The organism is Ruegeria sp. CI1 (assembly GCF_056536925.1).
The window spans coordinates 223,128-241,610 of sequence record NZ_JBQFQP010000004.1; the positions used below are offsets into that span (position 1 = coordinate 223,128).

An 18,483-nucleotide genomic window follows, 5' to 3' on the forward strand; every position below is an offset into this window, starting at 1 on the left:
CGTCAGCTTTTGGTTGGCTGGTCGGTCCAGACAAGGATCGGTTCTTGGCGACCGCGCAACTTGTGCCGGCCGGACGGGCTGAGACCCAGCTTACCAGCCCGAGCCAGTGCTTCCGGTTCGGATTGCACGAGCGCCTCGGACAGGGCTATGGCCGCACCGTAGGATTTGGCAAAATCCTGCAATCGGCTGGCGGTGTTGACCACGTCACCGCTTACGGTCAGCTGTCTGTGATGCCGTCCACCGACCACTCCGGTCTGAACGGGGCCAGCGTGGCCACCCACCCGCAGACCGAGGCCAGGCCAGTCAGCCGCCCTTCCAACGCTTTCATACAAATCTTCGATGAACCGCAAAGCCTGCGTTGCGTCATCGGGTCGAGGTTTCGGCAGACCAAAGACAACCATTGCGCCATCACCGGCGAAATGCGCAATGACCCCGCCCAAGGGCTCCACCGTCTGTTCGACCAGGCCATGAAAAACTCGCAGGAACTGTGCGGTGCCTTCGGGGCCCAGCTGTTCTGAATAGCCAGTAAAATTCTCAACATCGACAAACAGAACGACGGCTGGCCGCGCCGCTGTTTCGAACTGGGGATCGGCGGCGCTTGCAAGCCGTTCCACCAACAGCGGTGAATGATAGAGAGCGAGGTTCGCCGCGCGACGGCGATGATCCAAAAGCCGCAGCCCGGCGCCGAATCCGACCCCGAGCAACAGCGAAAGCAACACAGTTGTCACATCCAGCCACCATCCCGCGATAAACGCGGCCTGCAACACGGCCGCCAGTGCAACTGTCACGGCAGCGGTTCCCGACAGGGCAAGCCAGGGTCGGTTCACTCCGGCCACGATGAACCCCAAGGTACTCGCCACGAGCGCAAGTGCGATATCCCAGAACCACGCAACCGCGTCACGTCGCAACAGGCGCTTTTCAAGCATGTTCGCGGCAAGCGTCGCATGCAGCTCGGCGCCGGGGAAGGCCGCGTCGAACGATGTGGCGTGCCGGTCTCCGAATCCGGTCGCGGTTGCCCCGAGGAACACGATCTTGCCCTCAAGGTCTGCGTCCTGAACCTCCGTGACGGAAAAGGTCTGGATTGTGCCCCCCGGCCCGTAGAACTTGAGTGGTATCGCACCCAGCATGTCCAGCGGAATGGTGGATTCTCCGACCGTCAGCTTCCCTCCGGTAGCAGACAACCACAGTTGCAGATCAAGATCGTTACCTGCATCGGTCAGGGCCGCCATAGCAAGCGCAGGATACCAAACGATACCATCTTGCGTTGCCAGAGGATGCGCCGCGTCAATTCGGCGGACAGCTCCATCTGCGTCGTGGCGCAGAATGACATGGCCGAGAGAGGTCGTACCGCGCAACGCCTCTGTCGGACCCAGTGCAGGCAGAGGATTGCGATGATCCGTGGCGACGACAACCGAAAAGCCTTCCCCATCAAGTTCGAGGAGCGGAGCATCCGAAGACGCCTCTGCAACGCCCAGAACGGCATCAACTCCGGTCAAGGCACCGGCAAGGGCTTGATCATCCTCGCGCGGCTCGATCAGCAGGAAGTCCAATGCAATAACCTTCGCCCCGGCCCGCGCGGCATCCGACACGGCGGCAGCAAGCGTTTTGCGAGGCGGAGGGAAGGTCCCGATCCGGGAAACGGCAGCATCGTCGAACGCAACAATTGCAACACCTTCAGGCGGCGCAATCGGACCGCGCCAAAGGAAGCGGGCATCAAGGAATTGCCCTTCGATCCCCTGCCAGAACGCGCTTCGGCTGCCGGGATGCCAAAGGGCAATGCCCAAAGTTGCCAGCATCACCACCACTGCGGCGACGCGGCGTGTGCGCCGGAACCTGTCGCGCGTTACCAATCGGGACCAAGCAATGCGTCGAACCGGTCGATGCGCGCCTGCCCCCACCGTGTGACTTGCCCCATTTCGCCGGAGGAAGTCACGTCAATGCCGTCACCGGGGCCGAGGCGCGCTTCGCCACCATTGGCAAAGACGAATACTGTTCCCTCGCGTGCAAATACTGCGCTTGCGCGGCGCTCAACCTGCATCGCCCATTGCGTCGAACGCACGGCGGCAACGGCGGACGGCGTGCGAATCTGAACGCCGTTTCCGTCCTGAGATGAGAACAGGAACCCGGCTAGCCCGTCGATCAGCCGAAATCCCAACGGTTTCGTGCCCCCCTCCAGAAGGCCAAGCACATCGACCTCGCTTTCGGGGCCGACAACGACAGCAAGCCCGCCAAAACACCGCAGGGTGACACGGGCTCCGGCCTCGGTGCGCAATTTGGCATTGCGACCCAACCCAAGGCCCGTCACCGCGGCCTGTACGCCTGCGCCGCGGGCAGAGACCTCCGCACCCCCTTCCACACGGGTAACAACACACGCGCCGGGCGTCTGGGCACCGGCGGGAAGGGCCAGCCCGATCCAGAGGCTTGCGAATAAGGTTCGCAGCAGGTTCCGACAAGTCATTGTGGCCTCTCTGCGCAGGGGTACCCATTCAGGATGAACGGTCGCCAGCGATAGGTCAACAACCAGAACGTTTCACCCGCCCAAGGCGCGCGGGCGTGAAGGGACTAGGCCTGCAAAGCTGACGGCGACATCTCTGATTTTCCCAGAACCACAAAAGTCATCATGCCAAATGGAGGCAGGGGCGTTTGTTCTTCGAGGGTCAATGCCGCCTCTTTCAGCACGGTTTCGATCTCGAAATCGGAATGCCAGCCGATCGTGTTGGCAAGTGGCGCAATTGCCTTTTCAAGCGATGCAAGCAAACCCTGCTCTCTCTGAAAATGATTGGTGATAACCACTTTTCCGCCCGGTTTACAGACCCGCGTGATTTCCGCCATCACTCTTTCCGGTTCCGGAACAACGGAAAGCACATGCATCGCCACAACCGTGTCGAAGTGGTTGTCGGGGAAATCGAGTGTCCGGGCATCCATCTGACGAAGCTCTGCGACATTGGTCAGTCGCATGGCGCTTACTTTTTTCCGGGCTTTCTTCAGCATGTCCTCGCTGAAATCTATACCGATCACCTGAAGTTCGGGAGCATAGTGTTCCAGCGAAAGGCCGGTACCCACCCCAACCTCCAGAACCGACCCGGAGCGGCCGTTTACATACTCGGTCGCGCGCCGCCGTCCGGCATTCGTTATGACACCGAATGTCTTGTCGTAAACCGGTGCCCAGCGCGCATAAGAGGATTGCACAGCTTGAATATCCATTTCAAATTCCCTGATGGTTTGAATGTTTTTCACTTCCGAACCACGCTTTGGCAACCATCACCACATATCCCACACACAGCGCGATCAAAGTGATCCAGGCAAAGGTCAGCAGCGCAGACCCTGCAATAGCGATGCCGATCAGAAAATACTTCACGTTCCCGCGGGAGATTCGGGTGGTCTTGAATGACCAGGTCGGAATGCGGCTGATCAGCAGCAGTCCGATAAACACCATATAAATGCAGATCAGATAGCCGGGCAGCACCGGCCTGTCAGCAAAGGCAAAAGAGAGGTACATGGGCAGCATGACCAAAAGCGCCCCTGCCGGTGATGGCACTCCTTCGAAATAGGCTTTGTCGTGGTCGCAGGTCTCGGACTTGCTGGTCACATTGAAGCGCGCCAGACGCATGACACAACACACCGCAAAGAACAGAACGGCGATCCAGGCCAGACTTCGGATATCCTGCAAAGCCCAGAAATATAGGATAAGCGGCGGCGCCACCCCGAAGTTCAGGAAATCCGCAAGCGAATCCAGCTCGGCACCCAGCTTGCTGCCACCGTTGACCAGGCGGGCGATGCGCCCGTCCAGCCCATCCAGAACACAGGCCGCGATAACCAGCTGTACCGAAAGCACGTAATTGCCCTGTACGCCGAACCTGATTGCCGACAAGCCTGCACAAATGGCCAGAATGGTCAGCGCGTTCGGCAGCAAATGGATCAGCGCAAACCCAGTCTCATCATGTTTGGAAGGTTCTGTCACTGATCCAGCCGCCTATTGTTCATCCGGCGCGCTCAATTCGGCAAGAACGGTTTCACCGGCGATCATCGTTTGCCCCACGCGCACCAGCGGATCCACATCATCAGGCAGATAGACATCCAGCCGGGACCCAAACCGGATCAGGCCAAACCGCTCACCGGTTTGCATCGCGTCACCTGGATTTACAAAGCATACGATCCGACGGGCCACAAGGCCCGCGATCTGGACAACCGCCAGGTCCTGACCGTTCCGCATGCGGATACGCAGACTGTTGCGTTCGTTATCGGCGCTGGCCTTGTCCAGCGACGCGTTGAAAAACTTGCCGGGGCGATAGGCGACAGCGACGATTTCGCCGTCGATGGGTGTTCGGTTCACATGGCAATTGAACACGCTCATGAAAACGCTGACACGCGTCAGGGGCATGTCGGGCATACCCAGTTCCTTTGGCGGCACCGCCTTTTCGATCAGCGAAACCACGCCGTCTGCCGGGCTGACAACCAATCCTTCACCCAACGGCGGCACGCGTTCGGGATCGCGAAAAAAGTAGTAACACCAGACCGTCAGGCCGACACCGATCCAGCCCAGGACGTCGGACAGGAAAAACAGGCCGACAGTTATCGCCGCAAAGATCGCGACAAACCGGATGCCTTCGGGATGCATCGGCTTGATGAACGTGTCACGCATTCGCATCGCGGTCTTTCCCTCAGCTCATTTGTCGGGACCTTCATAGGTAGATTGGCCCCGAACGCAAGAGAGGTCGATATGACACGGTGTGTTCGACACTGGCTTTCGACTACGCCCGATCAGAAATCCTTGAGCAGCCGGGTGGTTTCCGGGTCCAGAAACCCGGCAACGGTCGCCTCGGTTTCCAGCTCCAGTGCCCGGTGAATTCCGCCCGCTGTTGCCTGATTCAAGACACGTTTCATTGCACGTGTGGAAAGCTGAGGCAGGGCAGCCAGTTGTTTCGCGACCGCTTCCGCCTCGGCCAGCAGACCGTCATCAGGCACGACCTTCCACGCGACGCCGATTTCCTTGAGTTCGGCCGCCGCGTAACGCTGTCCCAGAAACAGCATCTCGCGCGCTTTTACCGGCCCGACAAGCGCAGGTAGAATCGAGGTCACGGCACCGGTCACAAACAGGTTGAGCGACACCTCGGGAAAAAACCCCCGCGCGCTTTCCGCCCAGATCGGAAAGTCGCAATTGATCGCCCATTCAAAGCCCCCCCCGACGGCCCAGCCGTTGATGGCGCCGACAACCGGCTTGGCGCCAAGCACGATTGCCACGGTCGCGCGCTGTATGGCATCCACAACTGCGCGCGCTTCTTCCTCGGTCTCCGGATGCACATGTTCGTGCCGGTCATCGCCCGCGCAAAACGCACTTCCCTCGCCGGTGAAAATGATCGCCCGTGTCGCGGGGTCGCGGTTCGCATCGTCGAACGCCAGCGTGACTTCATCGATCAAAAGGCGATTCATCGCGTTCATTGCATACGGTCTGTTCAGGGAAATCGTGCGCACACCATCTGCGGTCAAATCCGAGCGGATGGTTTCATAGGTGAAAGTTGTCATTCATGGCTCCTTATGACCCGCCTTGTTTTTCCTTCGGTTCGCGGAAACGTCGCGTAGGGTAGAATTCTCACCCGTATCGTCGCCCCGAGCTTTTTCTTGAACCTCTCCGCGATCCGCCGCGCTAGGGTTCCGTCATCCCGACCGTCGGCTGCCAACTCGACATGCACGGGCAAGACGTCATAAGGCGGCGGAACATCCAGCATGATCCGATAATCACCCGACAGTTCGTCGAATCCGGTGATGACGGCTGCGACCATGGACGGGAACATGTTCAGCCCCCGGACCACCACCATGTCGTCGGAACGGCCAATCACCCGGAACCGAAAGCCGGTGCAGCCGCACCGGCACGGGTCCGTATTGTCAATGCGGATGATATCGCCGGTCCGAAAGCGCACCAGGGGTTGGCATTCACGGCTGAGATGGGTGAGAACCAGTTCTCCTTCGTTGCCAGAGAGCATTTCCCTGGGTTCCCCGTTGTCAGGGTCGATCAGTTCGGCATGCAGGACATCATGCGCCACGAAATGCAATGAGGTGTCATGAAAGCATTCAGAGGCGAAATTGCAAAACACGTCAGAGACGCCGTAATTCGCGTTTCTTGGCTGCAAACCCCAGATATTGCTTAGGCGCCGGCGAAATTCCGGATCGTCAATGCCGGGCTCGCCGCCAAACAGCCCGAGTTTCAGGCCAAGATCACCAGGCTTCAAGGACGGAAACTTGTCGGCAATCACGCGCTCCAAAACAGCGGGATAAGACGGGGTGCACGAGATGGCAGTGATCCCGGTTTCCAATATGGTGTTGATCAGCAGTTCGGTCGATCCAACACCGAAAGGAACGACCGTTGCGCCCGTGCGCTCCAGCGTCAGATGGTCGGTCAGTCCTCCCATCCACATCTGATAGTTCAGGCAGTGAACAACGGTTATCCCCGGCTTCAGCCCGGCAAGGGACTGCGCGCGACCTCCAACGATTTCCGTTGTTTCGCAATCTCTTGCGCTCATGGCAAGGTTCATGGCCTGTCCGGTCGTGCCGGATGTACGATGCAGTCTGGCGACTTTCTCCGCCGGGGCAGCAAGGTAATCCCCGAACGGGGGCGATGCCGGTTGCGCCAGTCTCAGCCCCGCCTTGTCCGAGAACGGCAGCTCCGCAAGATCTTCCAGTCGTTTAGGAGGGCGCTTGCCGTTCCAAATCCGTTGATAGAAAGCCGAGTTTCTTGCGACATAGTCGCTTTGTCGTTGCCACGATTCCTGCCTGTGCAGTGATAACTCATTGAGGGGCACCAAGTGCCCGTGGTGCAGCAAGCTCATTCGCCCATGCCTTTCGTCCAAAGCGTTGTAAGAGTGTCGACAACGGTGTCCGGGTCTTTCGAGATCGACCCCACCCAGGGATCTTTGGTTACGAACAGTGCTGTCAGATACTGATCGACCATTCCGCCAAGCGCGTAAGCGCGCCGCATCAGTTCATCTTCGGCAGGTCCACCGCCCCGGTGATTTTTCAGATACGCACGCACAACGGTTCTCGCCCACTCGTTGTTGAGCCGTTGAAAAGCTGCCCTGGCTTCGGGAAAAGCGTCGATGCCCACGACAAGGCATTTCATCAAGCCTGCATTGGCCTTGAATAGCTCGAAATAACCTGCCGTGGTATTGCGGATCGGGTCGCCATCTTGTCTGGCTGCGCCCCGCATCTGAACTTGCAGATAGTCCACGAACTTGCTCAGCAGGTGGCCCGCCAGGTCGTTTCGATCTTTGAAGTACAGATAAAACGTACCGTGCGCGACGCCCGCTTGCTGGCAAACGGTCGACACGGTCAGCAAATCAAGTGTGTTGTCGGCAAGGAAGGTCGTGCCGGAAATGAGAAGATCAAGCCGGGTACGCTCGCCCTTGCGCATGCGCTCCCGGCCGATGGATAACCATGTCTCAAACGGGTCGGTTTTCGGACCAGATATTCCATTGGCAGGGATCATTGTACCTCCATTTTATGAAACTGACATCAGTATCATAAATGATTCGAGTCAAGAGCCTGAATAGTCTGCGCTGGCCTTCGGCGGTGAAGGCGACCATCGCCCGCGCTACACGGAGTCGGACAAAAGCTCCTCCATAAAGAGACTCAGCAACTGAGCTCGCCCATCCACCCCAGCCTTGGCATAGATAGAAGTCGATTGCGCCCGTACGGTTCCCGCCGCCCGACCGCGAATGCGCGCGATGGAATCGTTGTCCAACCCTTTCAGGATCAGCAGGGCGACATCCCTTTCGGCTTGTGTCAGGCCCCATTGCGCAAAAAAGCCTTCGATGACTTCCGCCATCTCGCCACGCGCCGCCTTCAGACCGGTGGTAACGCGGGTCATCTTTGCAAGCAGCGCGCGCAGTTCGAACATGAAGAACAGGATGCCTGCACACAGCACGACTGCGACAAAGCTTTCCAGGACAAGATGCCCTCCACCCTCCCCGGCAGGCTCGCGTACGTCCAGAATGACATCGACGATAAAGAACAACGCACATAGCGACTGGATCACGATCATCGCCGCCATTAGCGCAGCCCGGCGCGCGTCAGCGTCGCCGGACCTCAGGGTCTGAATGACCCTGTTGATCATTTGACCGACCAACCGTCGGGAATGTCCTTGCGTCCCGTAATCATTGCTTTCACCAAACCTACGCCTGTCCGCCTTTGATCCAGAACCACTCCGCCAACATGGATCACCACGGACAACACCAGCCAGTTGAACGCCAGTTCGTGCACCTCTTCAACCCACTGCACGCCAAAAAACCGGATCGAGCCCATCATGACGCCCGTGCCGCAAATCACCAGCAGGGTCAGCCAGATACTATAGGCCATCAGAGCACCCAGCGGATTGTGGGACAAGTGCACGACCCGGTCCCCCGCCCATGCCTCCTTTGCATGGTTCAGCACGGCCCGCGGGTAAGGGACAAAAGCAGAAAACCGGGCCGAAGCCGGGCCTATGACGCCCCAGAGCAGCCTGACAAGAACAACCGCCAGAACCGCATATCCAATGAGTTCATGCGCTTTCCCCTCATCATCGACAATCATCCCGTTCAACACGACACCAAGAACGACAGTCCAGTGAACAAGCCGCACCAGAGGATCCCACACCCGATAGCTGCGGGCACTCAGGTGCCCGCGCTCTGTTTCAGCATGACCAGCCATCCGGCTTCACTCCTGCTCGACCTTGGAAATCTTGCCGCTTGCCGGATCGACATACACTTCGGCAAGTTCCTTACCCTTCACGACATAGGCTTCGATCTTTCCGTCTTCCATTTCGATCTTGCGCACATCGAACCCCATATCGGTCAGGCTTGTGCGCACTTCAGCTTCGGTTTTTCCCACCTCTGCACCGGGAGCAAGGTCAAGCGCCAGAACCGGCGAAGCAACAAGCAGGCCCGCAATGATCGACAGATATCTCATGATATTTCTCCGTTTTCAGATCCCGTGGCGGACTGCCCGCCAGCAAGGCCAACCTGTGCCGCTCGCCCCGATCGAACCATTGGGTTCGGGCTTAAACACGGGGATCTAAGCGCGCGCTGACGTTTGAAAACCGAACCTGTCCCAACAAAAAACCCCCGCGCGACGCGCGGGGGTTTTGACTTCAGACGTGTTTGTCAGGGATCAGTGTCTCTTGCCCTTAACCGGCGCCCAAAGGCGCTTGTTGGTCAGGTACAACAGCACCGAAAGGATGGTCAGGAAGATCACACCCACGAATCCGGCCTGCTTGCGGGCCATCATCTTGGGTTCTGCCGTCCACATCAGGAATGCGGCGACGTCCTGTGCCATGGCCTCGACGGTGTTCTCGTGGCCATCGGCAAACTCGACCTGCTCGTCGAACAGCGGTGGCGCCATCGAAATCCAGCCGCCGGGGAAGGCGGTATTTTCGTACAGGATGGTGCCGGCCTCTTCCTTTTCATGGCCGGTATAGCCATGCAGCAGCGAGGCGATGTATTCCGCGCCGCCCATGCCCTTGAACAGCTGGTTGATGCCCAGGCCGTAGGGGCCATGGAAACCGGCGCGCGCCTTGGCCATAAGACTCAGATCAGGCGCGCCAGCCGCCGTGTTGGCCGGGAAATGGTCAACGGGCTTGGCCGGCACGTCCTCGTCGAGCTCCGGATCGTAAACAGTGAAGTTGTCAGCCGCATAGGCGCGAACCTGATCCATTGTGAACCCGACACCGCCCTCATCGGCCAGTGTGCGCAGGGGAACATATTGCAGGCCGTGGCAGGCCGAGCAGACCTCGGTATAGATCTGCAGGCCGCGTTGCAGCTGGTGCTGATCATAGGTGCCGAACGGGCCTTCGAACGAGAACTGGAAATCCTCGATATGCTGTTCGCCGCCACCTGCCGCGAATGATGCGGCAGGAACAAACGCCAGAGCAACAGCGGCGCCGATTGCAAGTTTCTTGAACATGGTTTTCTGTCCCTCTTCTTACTCGGCGGGTGTGGCGTCGGCGTCAGCCTTGCCATAGTGCGCGTTGAAGTCTTCTTCGATGGTTTCCGGCTGCGCCTCGGGCTTTTCGATAACGCCCAGGATCGGCAGGATCACGAAGAAATAGGCGAACCAATAGGCCGACGCGATCAGCGAGAAGGATGCATAGGGTTCTTCTGCAGGCATCGCGCCCAGCCACATCAGGGCCATGAAGTCGATGATCAGCAGGTAGAACCACCACTTGAACATCGGACGGTACTTGCCCGAACGCACCGACGAGGTGTCCAGCCACGGCGCCAGCGCCATGGCCAGGATCGCGCCGAACATCGCCATCACGCCAAAGAACTTGGCGTCAATGATGCCACCGGTGATGAAGCTGGCGAACTGAACAACCCAGACCTCGCCGGTAAAGGCGCGCAGGATTGCATAGAACGGCAGGAAGTACCATTCCGGCACGATATGCGCGGGCGTCACAAGCGGGTTGGCTTCGATATAGTTGTCGGGGTGGCCCAGATAGTTCGGCATGAAGCCGACGATGGCCCAGAAGACAACCAGAACAACTGCCAGAGCAAAGAAGTCCTTGATCACGAAATAGGGCCAGAACGGCAGCGTGTCCTTCTCGGCCTCGGCTTTCGACCCTTTGCGAACATCAACGCCCGTGGGGTTGTTGTTGCCGGTGGTGTGGAAGGCCCAGATATGCACCACGACCAGCGCCGCAATGACGAACGGCAGCAGGTAGTGCAGCGAGAAGAAGCGGTTCAGCGTGGCGTTGTCCACCGCGGGTCCGCCCAACAGCCAGGTCTGGATGCTTTCGCCGATGAACGGGATCGCGCCGAACAGGCCGGTGATCACGGTTGCGCCCCAGAACGACATCTGCCCCCAGGGAAGAACGTAACCCATGAATGCAGTGCCCATCATGCACAGATAGATCAGCATGCCGATGATCCACGTGATCTCGCGCGGGGCCTTGTACGAGCCATAGAACAGACCGCGGAAGATGTGGATATAAACGGCGACAAAGAACAGCGACGCCCCGTTCATGTGCAGATACCGCAGCATATGGCCGCCGTTCACGTTGCGCATGATGTGCTCGATGCTGGCAAAGGCCAGATCGACCTGCGGGGTGTAATGCATCACCAGCACGATGCCAGTGATGATCTGCAGTGCCAGGCAGAAAGCCAGAACAATTCCCCAGATCCACCACCAGTTCAGGTTCTTCGGGGTGGGGATCATGATGGTGTCGTAAAGCAGACCGACGATGGGCAGGCGGCTGTGCAGCCACTTTTCCGCGCCTGTCTTCGGTTCGTAATGGTCGTGCGGAATTCCGGACATGAGCGCGTTTCCTTATCCCAGCTTGATAACGGTAGGTTCGACGAACTCGGCCACCGGAACCGGCAGGTTCTCGGGCGCGGGCCCTTTGCGGATGCGGCCAGACGTGTCGTAGTGCGAACCGTGACAAGGGCAGAACCAACCATGATAGTCGCCGGCGCCATCACCCAGCGGCACACAACCAAGGTGCGTACACACGCCCATCATCACCAGCCATTCGCCACTCTCGTCCAACGAACGGTTTTCGTCCGCGGCGTCAAGGCCGGGCTTGTTGGCGTTGCGATCGTTGTTGTCCGGCAGTTCTGCCAGATCGACCGAACGCGCCTCTTCGATTTCCTCGGGTGTCCGGCGGCGGATGAAGACCGGTTTGCCCAGCCACTTCACGGTGATCTGGGTGCCTTCTTCGACGCCACTGATATCCACGCGGATCGAGGACAGCGCCTGAACGTCGGCCGACGGGTTCATCTGATTGACGAGCGGCCAGACGGCAGCCCCTGCGGTTACAGCACCTGCGCCAGCCGTGGCGTAGTAGAGGAAATCTCTGCGGGTGCCTTCGTGATCTTCTGCGTGGGACACGAGGTTTTCTCCGAATTCCAACGCCCGGCGGACGGGCAAACATGCATCAGCACCGCAACAAAGCGGCGTCTCATCGCGCGTATCTATCCGGGAGAAAACGGTTCGTCCAGCGGTCATAGGCGCGCAGGACCCCGCATCAGCCCTTTCATGTCGCAATGCGGACACAAATTTCAAGATCGGGGCGGCAAAATCATGAAAACGCGCCCGTATTTGGCGGAATACCGAAAATCCCTGCCCCAGGCGATTCGCTTTTGTCGCGCTATGCTCACCATACAGTCGGTGGCTTTCAGCCCCGATGCAGCCACGTCGCGGGGACGCTTCGCTCACAGTCAGTCCAGTTCAGCCTGATGAAGTCCGGCAACTACCCCTTTGGTTGTACACGCTCCATTTAAACATCTATTTTATATAGAAATTTTATTCCTCAAAATGGCCACATTCCTGCTATTGCACCTATTGCGAGAACCACGCTATGTCCCGGTGGACGCATATTCAGGATGGAGGTTGGGCGTGATTAAAACGATTTTTGCGGCCCTTATTCTTGCAACCGCCTCTACGGCGACGGCCCATGCCGCCGGAGATCCGGCAAAAGGCGAACAACTTTACAGCCGCTGTTCCTCCTGCCACGCAATCATCAAGGACGGCAAGGTGCTGGTCAAAGGCGGGATCACCGGCCCGAACCTGTACGGGGTCATCGGTCGGGTCGCCGGAACCGAATACGACTACCTCAATGGCAGCGAGCGCTTGCCCATCGGCATGTTCACCGACGACATGATCCGCGCCGGCCAAGAAGGCCTCGTCTGGACCGAAGAGAACATCACCGCCTATGCCGCCGACCCCATTGGTTTCATTCAGGAATTCCTGAACGATGAAACTGCCCGCCCGAACATGAGCGTCAAGCTCAAATCCGGGGCCGAAGACATCACTGCCTATCTGGCGACCTTCAGCCCCCAGTAAACCCGGCGCCTGATGCTGGCTAAGCCTTGTGCATCAAGGCGGCCAGCCGGGCGGTTTCACTGCCAAAGCCGTTGGAAACCTGATCAGCGGCCGCATTTCGCGCGTCCTCGGGTTTGTTCTGACCAAGCTTCCAGGTGCCCTGAATATCCTCTACCTGCATGCGGCACGGTACGATCATGCGCATCATCCTGTTCAGCGCTTCACTGGACATTTTCCCTGTTCCCCATGGGGCTTTGGGCAGCAGCCGCTTCTCATAGAATGCAGATTGGCGGTCAAGCAAGCCACGTAGCTCGTCCTGCGGGCGCAGTTCAAGCTTTCCGGTCAGGTGCACGGCAACGTAGTTCCACGTCGGAACCTGATCTTCGACACCGTACCAATCGGGCGAAATATAGGCATCCGGCCCCTGCACCGCGATTTTCGCGTACTGCGTCTCGCGCAGAACCCGCACTATGGGGTTCGAGCGCACAAGATGCAGGTCAGCCAGTGAACCGTCTTCGGACAGCAGAAACGGGACATGACTTAATAACGGGGCCTCGCCCGCAGAGAGTGCCAGAACGCCGAACGCCCGGTCGCGGGCGAATTCAACATGACGCGCGCGGTCCTCGGCGCGGAAAGCTGGATTTGGATGCATAAAAGTCCTCCTGTCAAATCTCTTGCAGCGGCAGCCGGTTCTTGGCAAGGTCCGCCTCGTTCTCAGGGCGGGGCGGAATTCCCCACCGGCGGTATGCGGGCCACGGCCCGTAAGCCCGTGAGCGGCCCCGGTTTTAGGGGTGTCAGCAGATCTGGTGAAATGCCAGAGCCGACGGTTACAGTCCGGATGAAAGAGAACGCACGGCCAGGCCACGCCCCCGCGTGTGCTCGTCCGTTCGTGATCGCCTTGGGTGACGTGTCTAACCTATGGAGATTACGATGACACACACCCGCTATGCCTTCGTCAAAGCCAACTGGCATTCCGACATTGTTGACCGCGCGCTCGACGGGTTTCTTGAACTCGTCCCCGCAGAACAAGTCGATGTCTTCGATGTTCCCGGCGCGTTCGAGATGCCCCTGCTGGCCCGTGATCTGGCCCAGACTGGGCGTTATGCCGCCGTCGCCTGCGCTGCCTTTGTCGTTGATGGCGGCATCTATCGCCACGACTTCGTCGCAAAAGCCGTGGTCGATGGCCTGATGCGCGCCGGGCTTGATACAGGGGTTCCCGTCCTGTCGGTCTCGCTGACCCCGCACCAATATCAGGAAACCGATCATCACAATTCGATCTACCGCGACCATTTCGTACAAAAAGGGCGCGAAGCGGCTCAGGCCGCGCTGATGATTTCGGAAACCCGTGCGAAAGTCGCGCAGGCTGCCTGATCTTCATCCTTTCGAAAATACTCAAAATGCGCCGCCCGCAGGGCGGCGTTAAACCCGTCAACGGCCAAATCCGCTTGAGGCCGGGGGCCTTGCCCGCTAATCACGATCCGCAAAGGAGCACGCCCCATGTCAATGAACAGCTTTGGCCATCTTTTCCGCGTCACCACCTGGGGTGAAAGCCATGGGCCCGCCTTGGGCGCCACTGTCGACGGTTGCCCGCCGGGGGTCACAATAGACGAAGCGATGATCCAGCATTGGCTGGACAAGCGCAAACCGGGACAGAACAAATTCACCACGCAGCGACGCGAGCCGGATCAGGTCAAGATCCTTTCGGGCGTGTTCGAAGGCCAGACCACCGGCACACCGGTGCAACTGATGATCGAAAACACCGATCAGCGCTCGAAAGACTACGGCGACATCATGGACAAGTTCCGCCCGGGCCACGCCGATATCACCTATTGGCAGAAATACGGCATCCGCGACTATCGTGGCGGCGGGCGCAGTTCAGCCCGGGAAACCGCGTCTCGCGTTGCCGCAGGCGGGCTGGCGCGCGAGGCCATCAGGCAGATCGCGCCGAATGTGCAGATCACCGGCTACATGACCCAGATCGGACCGCACAAGATCGACCGCGCCAAATTCGACTGGGCGCAGATCGAACAGAACCCGTTCTGGACGCCTGATGAACAGGCGGCCGGGGATTGGGCCACCTATCTGGATGACCTGCGCAAATCGGGCAATTCTGTCGGGGCCGTGGTCGAGGTTGTGGCACGCGGTGTCCCGGCAGGGCTTGGGGCGCCGATTTATGCCAAGTTAGACACTGATCTCGCGGCCGCGATGATGTCGATCAACGCTGTCAAAGGCGTCGAGATCGGCGAAGGTATGGCTGCCGCCGAACTGACTGGCGAAGCCAATGCCGACGAAATCTTCATGGGTCAGGATGGCCCGCAATACAGTTCAAACCACGCAGGCGGCATCCTGGGCGGCATCTCGACCGGACAGGACATTGTCGTACGTTTCGCGGTCAAGCCGACCAGCTCGATCCTGACCACCCGCAAGACCATCACAAAATCCGGCGAAGAGACCGAGATCATCACCAAGGGCCGCCACGACCCCTGCGTCGGCATCCGCGCAGTGCCGGTCGGCGAAGCGATGATGGCGTGCGTGATCCTCGACCACCTTTTGCTGCATCGCGGCCAGATCGGTGAAAATCGTGGCCACATTGGCTGAGCTGCGCACCCGGCTGCGCGACATCGCCCGCGATCTGATGGCTTCCGACCCGGCGCACGATCTGGCGCACCTCGACCGGGTCTGGGTCAATGCCAGCGCCATTGCCGATGGGCAAACCGACCAGCGTATCCTGCTGGCGGCCTGCTATCTGCATGATCTGGTCAATCTGCCCAAGAACAATCCCGATCGGCACCTTGCCTCGCGCCGCTCGGCCGAGGCAGCCGCGCCTATCCTGGCCGGCCTGGGCTTTTCCACGCCTGAAATCGAGGCCACGAAACACGCCATCGCCGCGCACAGTTTCTCCGCCGGAATCGCACCGCAGTCGGCCGAAGCCCGCATCCTGCGTGACGCCGACCGGCTGGATGCACTGGGCGCCATCGGCATCGCGCGCAACTTTTCCGTCGCCGGTTCCCTGGGTCGCGCCCTTTATGATCCCGCCGATCCCTTTGCCGTAGACCGCCCGCTGGACGACCTGCGTTATTCGGTCGATCACTGGAAGATCAAATTGCTGAGCCTGCCAGCGGACATGCTGACCAAAGGCGGCGAACGGATCGCGCGCCAACGTGTCCAACGCATGTTGCGGTTTCTCGAGGCGTTCGCCGAGGAAATCGGCCGCGCCCTGCCCGCGGACTGGACCGCCGAATAGGACCGGGATTTTCCATTATTGATCTTTGCCCGGCAAAGGCGCAGGGTCGCGCGCATGGCGACCCCCTTAACATCGCATCGACCTGTACTTGCCGTGACGCTCAAGCTGAGTGCCCTGTTTCTGTTCACGTTGATGTCGGCACTGGTCAAGGCGCTGTCAGACACTTTTCCGCCGGGTGAGATGGTGTTCTTTCGTTCGCTTTTCGCCATTCCGGTGATCGTCGTATGGCTGATCGTGCGCGGGGAGCTGAAACAGGGATTTGTCGCGAAAAGACCGATGGGGCATTTCTGGCGCGGCGTTCTGGGCACCACCGCCATGGGCCTGACTTTCACCGGACTCAGCCTGTTGCCGCTGCCCGAGGTGACCGCCATCGGCTATGCCACGCCCATCTTCACCCTGATACTGGCCGCCCTGATGCTGGGCGAAACTATCCGGATGATCCGCATCGGCGCGGTTGCAATTGGTCTTTTGGGTGTTCTCATCATGCTCTGGCCCCGCCTTGGCGGCAGTGACCTGCAGACCTCTGCCACCATCGGCGCGCTTTGTGTTCTGGGCGCGACCATCGCCCGCGGGTTCGTACAGATCCACCTTCGCCAGCTTGTGCAGGTCGATCACCCCGCAGCCATCGTGTTTTATTTCTCGGCCACCGCGTCGGTTCTGTCTGCGCTGACCGCCTTCTTCGGATGGACAATGCCGACCTGGGATGAGGCCGCGCTTTTGATCCTGACCGGGCTGGTGGGCGGTGTGGCGCAGATTCTGGTTACGTCATCCTTTCGTTTCGGTCAGGCCTCGATGCTGGCCCCTTATGACTATACCAGCATGCTGTTCGCCATCTTCATCGGCTACGTCTGGTTCGACGAGTTGCCGACGCTGGTCATGCTGTCGGGCGCGGCATTGGTCATTGCCGGAAACGTGCTGGTGATCTGGCGCGAGCACCAACTTGGGCTGGAGCGCGGCAAAGTGCGTGCGGTCACCGATCCCAAAGCCTGACCTTTACCTTTCGCTCACTTTCCCTAGGTTGACCCCGACAATGAACAAGGATTCTCCGATGAGCGACGCACAGGACCACAAGGAAAAGATGCAACAGGTGCAAGCCCAGCACCGCAAGAAAGTGTCCGAAGCGGTCGACCCCTATCGCGGGTTGGTGCTGATCAACACCGGCAAGGGCAAAGGCAAATCCTCGGCCGCTTTCGGTGTCGTCATCCGCGCGCTGGGCTGGGGCAAAAAAGTGGCCGTCGTCCAGTTCATCAAGGGCAAATGGAAAACAGGCGAGCGCCGGTTCTTCGAGGAACACGGGCTGGTCACCTGGCACACAATGGGCGAAGGCTTCACCTGGGATACCCAGGACCGCGAACGCGACATCGCCGCGGCGACGGCGGCCTTTGGCAAGGCCCGCGAACTGATGGAAAGCGGCGGATACGATCTGGTGGTGCTGGACGAGATCAACATTGCGCTACGCTATGAATACCTGACGGTGGATGCAGTCATCGAAGGACTTGAGGCGCGGTCCGGGAAAACCAGCGTGTTCCTGACGGGCCGCGACGCACCGCAGGCGCTCAGGGACTATGCCGATCTGGTCACTGAAATGACCGTGGAAAAGCACCCGTTCGATGCCGGGATCAAGGCACAAAGGGGTATCGATTTCTAAGCCAGCCGCAACCATTCAATGGAGGAGGCGCAAATGACCGCAAACCGACTGATGATCCTGTCAGGTGTGTCGTTTGTCCTCTTCGGTCTGCTGCTGGGCGCCAGCGGCTCAGAGGCGTCGAAAAACCTCTGGGGCGGGTTGAGCACGGCATCGCTTGGCACCTTTGCCCTGGCGATGGTCGCCGATGCGCTGGCCAACGGCAGGATCAGGTTTCAGTTCGACGTGATCGAGCGGGACAAACGCCCGCGCCTGTTTCTGGCCGCCATATCCCTCGTTGCATTTGCCGGGCTGGTCGTGATGGGTTGCGCCGTTTGGGTCTTGTTTTTCCGGGGCCGATAGAACCCGCGAAAAAGCCGTGGCAACCAAGGCCACGGCTTTTTCTTCTGCATGGGTCGGGCCGTCAGGCCGCAACGCTCTCTTCTGGCGCGCTCAGCGAAATCACCGCTACGACCGCGATCCCGTTCAGCCAATAAAAGGAAGCGTCGAGGCCGGAGAAACCGAACAGGCTGGGCGCGAACAAAAAGGTGATGCCGACCAGCAGGTCCACCGCCAGATGGAACTTGTACGGCAGAACCCGCCAGATCCCCAGATGGTGGTCGGTCAGGACCGTCAGCACAAAGGCCGCCATGCCGGTGACAACCGACAGCCACAGCGCTATCGGGTTGGACTGCCCCAGTCCCAGCAGGAACGGCAGCCCCATCAGCGCGAAAGCAACCGGATAATCGAGATAGGCGTGAATATTGCGGGTAACAAAACGAATGGACATGAGATTTTCCTTTCTCTGATCGATGTGAAGCAAAGATAA

The 18,483-nt window shown here is 59.4% G+C and carries 23 protein-coding genes and 1 riboswitch; of the genes, 7 read left to right on the forward strand and 16 right to left on the reverse strand.

All coding sequences use genetic code 11. The features are described from left to right. Window positions 1-2: 2 nt before the first annotated feature. The 14 genes from ACR0LZ_RS06615 to petA form a co-directional block, all read right to left on the reverse strand. Window positions 3-1,796 carry a CHASE2 domain-containing protein gene (locus ACR0LZ_RS06615; protein ID WP_480748987.1) on the reverse strand — a complete coding sequence of 598 codons (1,794 nt, stop codon included), beginning with the start codon at window positions 1,794-1,796 and terminating at the stop codon, window positions 3-5. 47 nt (window positions 1,797-1,843) lie between these two features. Next, window positions 1,844-2,458, reverse strand: coding sequence for a FecR domain-containing protein (locus tag ACR0LZ_RS06620; protein ID WP_480748988.1), 615 nt, complete (start codon window positions 2,456-2,458; stop codon window positions 1,844-1,846). 104 nt (window positions 2,459-2,562) lie between these two features. Continuing rightward, the gene (locus ACR0LZ_RS06625) at window positions 2,563-3,204 is read right to left on the reverse strand and encodes a class I SAM-dependent methyltransferase (protein WP_480748989.1); all 642 of its coding nucleotides are present in this window, start codon (window positions 3,202-3,204) and stop codon (window positions 2,563-2,565) included. A 1-nt stretch (window position 3,205) separates the two neighbouring features. Beyond that, the gene (pssA, locus tag ACR0LZ_RS06630) at window positions 3,206-3,961 is read right to left on the reverse strand and encodes a CDP-diacylglycerol--serine O-phosphatidyltransferase (protein WP_480748990.1); all 756 of its coding nucleotides are present in this window, start codon (window positions 3,959-3,961) and stop codon (window positions 3,206-3,208) included. Window positions 3,962-3,973: 12 nt separating this feature from the next. After that, window positions 3,974-4,648: a phosphatidylserine decarboxylase gene (locus ACR0LZ_RS06635; protein ID WP_480748991.1), complete on the reverse strand. Its 675-nt coding sequence runs from the start codon at window positions 4,646-4,648 to the stop codon at window positions 3,974-3,976. A 113-nt stretch (window positions 4,649-4,761) separates the two neighbouring features. After that, window positions 4,762-5,523: an enoyl-CoA hydratase/isomerase family protein gene (locus tag ACR0LZ_RS06640; RefSeq protein WP_480748992.1), complete on the reverse strand. Its 762-nt coding sequence runs from the start codon at window positions 5,521-5,523 to the stop codon at window positions 4,762-4,764. Beyond that, window positions 5,520-6,824, reverse strand: a complete 1,305-nt coding sequence (locus ACR0LZ_RS06645) for a phenylacetate--CoA ligase family protein (RefSeq protein ID WP_480748993.1) — start codon at window positions 6,822-6,824, stop codon at window positions 5,520-5,522. Before ACR0LZ_RS06645 ends, ACR0LZ_RS06640 begins: the two co-directional genes overlap by 4 nt. Continuing rightward, window positions 6,821-7,480 carry a TetR/AcrR family transcriptional regulator gene (locus ACR0LZ_RS06650; protein WP_480748994.1) on the reverse strand — a complete coding sequence of 220 codons (660 nt, stop codon included), beginning with the start codon at window positions 7,478-7,480 and terminating at the stop codon, window positions 6,821-6,823. Before ACR0LZ_RS06650 ends, ACR0LZ_RS06645 begins: the two co-directional genes overlap by 4 nt. A gap of 105 nt (window positions 7,481-7,585) precedes the next feature. After that, window positions 7,586-8,107 carry a helix-turn-helix transcriptional regulator gene (locus ACR0LZ_RS06655; protein WP_480748995.1) on the reverse strand — a complete coding sequence of 174 codons (522 nt, stop codon included), beginning with the start codon at window positions 8,105-8,107 and terminating at the stop codon, window positions 7,586-7,588. After that, window positions 8,104-8,679 (reverse strand): cytochrome b/b6 domain-containing protein, encoded by a 576-nt coding sequence (locus tag ACR0LZ_RS06660; RefSeq protein ID WP_480748996.1) that lies wholly within the window; start codon window positions 8,677-8,679, stop codon window positions 8,104-8,106. Before ACR0LZ_RS06660 ends, ACR0LZ_RS06655 begins: the two co-directional genes overlap by 4 nt. 6 nt (window positions 8,680-8,685) lie before the next feature. Beyond that, a complete protein-coding gene (locus ACR0LZ_RS06665; protein WP_480748997.1) occupies window positions 8,686-8,937 on the reverse strand; it encodes a PepSY domain-containing protein in 252 nt (83 codons plus the stop codon). Window positions 8,938-9,138: 201 nt separating this feature from the next. Then, window positions 9,139-9,930, reverse strand: coding sequence for a cytochrome c1 (locus ACR0LZ_RS06670; RefSeq protein WP_480748998.1), 792 nt, complete (start codon window positions 9,928-9,930; stop codon window positions 9,139-9,141). Window positions 9,931-9,948: 18 nt separating this feature from the next. Continuing rightward, the gene (petB, locus tag ACR0LZ_RS06675; RefSeq protein ID WP_480748999.1) at window positions 9,949-11,280 is read right to left on the reverse strand and encodes a cytochrome b; all 1,332 of its coding nucleotides are present in this window, start codon (window positions 11,278-11,280) and stop codon (window positions 9,949-9,951) included. 12 nt (window positions 11,281-11,292) lie between these two features. After that, a complete protein-coding gene (petA, locus tag ACR0LZ_RS06680) occupies window positions 11,293-11,853 on the reverse strand; it encodes a ubiquinol-cytochrome c reductase iron-sulfur subunit (RefSeq protein WP_480749000.1) in 561 nt (186 codons plus the stop codon). Between the two features lie 507 nt (window positions 11,854-12,360). Here petA and ACR0LZ_RS06685 point away from each other — a divergent pair. Further along, window positions 12,361-12,807, forward strand: a complete 447-nt coding sequence (locus ACR0LZ_RS06685) for a c-type cytochrome (protein WP_480749001.1) — start codon at window positions 12,361-12,363, stop codon at window positions 12,805-12,807. Window positions 12,808-12,826: 19 nt separating this feature from the next. On the opposite strand, the gene ACR0LZ_RS06690 is transcribed toward ACR0LZ_RS06685, so the two are convergent. After that, window positions 12,827-13,438, reverse strand: a complete 612-nt coding sequence (locus ACR0LZ_RS06690) for an FMN-binding negative transcriptional regulator (protein ID WP_480749002.1) — start codon at window positions 13,436-13,438, stop codon at window positions 12,827-12,829. Window positions 13,439-13,492: 54 nt separating this feature from the next. Continuing rightward, window positions 13,493-13,640, forward strand: a riboswitch (FMN riboswitch). Window positions 13,641-13,716: 76 nt separating this feature from the next. Here ACR0LZ_RS06690 and ACR0LZ_RS06695 point away from each other — a divergent pair. The 6 genes from ACR0LZ_RS06695 (at window position 13,717) to ACR0LZ_RS06720 (ending at window position 18,017) form a co-directional block, all read left to right on the forward strand. Beyond that, entirely contained in the window at window positions 13,717-14,157 is a 441-nt protein-coding gene (locus tag ACR0LZ_RS06695) for a 6,7-dimethyl-8-ribityllumazine synthase (protein WP_480749003.1), read from the forward strand. 126 nt (window positions 14,158-14,283) lie between these two features. Beyond that, the gene (gene aroC, locus ACR0LZ_RS06700; protein WP_480749004.1) at window positions 14,284-15,384 is read left to right on the forward strand and encodes a chorismate synthase; all 1,101 of its coding nucleotides are present in this window, start codon (window positions 14,284-14,286) and stop codon (window positions 15,382-15,384) included. Further along, on the forward strand, window positions 15,368-16,030 hold the full coding sequence (locus tag ACR0LZ_RS06705) for an HD domain-containing protein (protein WP_480749005.1): 663 nt from the start codon (window positions 15,368-15,370) through the stop codon (window positions 16,028-16,030). The genes aroC and ACR0LZ_RS06705 overlap by 17 nt, the downstream gene beginning before the upstream one ends. Window positions 16,031-16,084: 54 nt before the next feature. After that, window positions 16,085-17,020, forward strand: coding sequence for a DMT family transporter (locus ACR0LZ_RS06710; protein WP_480749006.1), 936 nt, complete (start codon window positions 16,085-16,087; stop codon window positions 17,018-17,020). A gap of 58 nt (window positions 17,021-17,078) precedes the next feature. After that, window positions 17,079-17,678, forward strand: a complete 600-nt coding sequence (gene cobO / locus ACR0LZ_RS06715) for a cob(I)yrinic acid a,c-diamide adenosyltransferase (RefSeq protein WP_480749007.1) — start codon at window positions 17,079-17,081, stop codon at window positions 17,676-17,678. Window positions 17,679-17,711: 33 nt separating this feature from the next. Then, complete coding sequence (locus tag ACR0LZ_RS06720) at window positions 17,712-18,017, forward strand: hypothetical protein (RefSeq protein ID WP_480749008.1); 306 nt, start codon at window positions 17,712-17,714, stop codon at window positions 18,015-18,017. Between the two features lie 61 nt (window positions 18,018-18,078). Here the strand turns inward: ACR0LZ_RS06720 and ACR0LZ_RS06725 are convergent, their stop codons facing one another. After that, window positions 18,079-18,444, reverse strand: a complete 366-nt coding sequence (locus tag ACR0LZ_RS06725) for a hypothetical protein (RefSeq protein WP_480749009.1) — start codon at window positions 18,442-18,444, stop codon at window positions 18,079-18,081. Window positions 18,445-18,483: the final 39 nt, after the last annotated feature.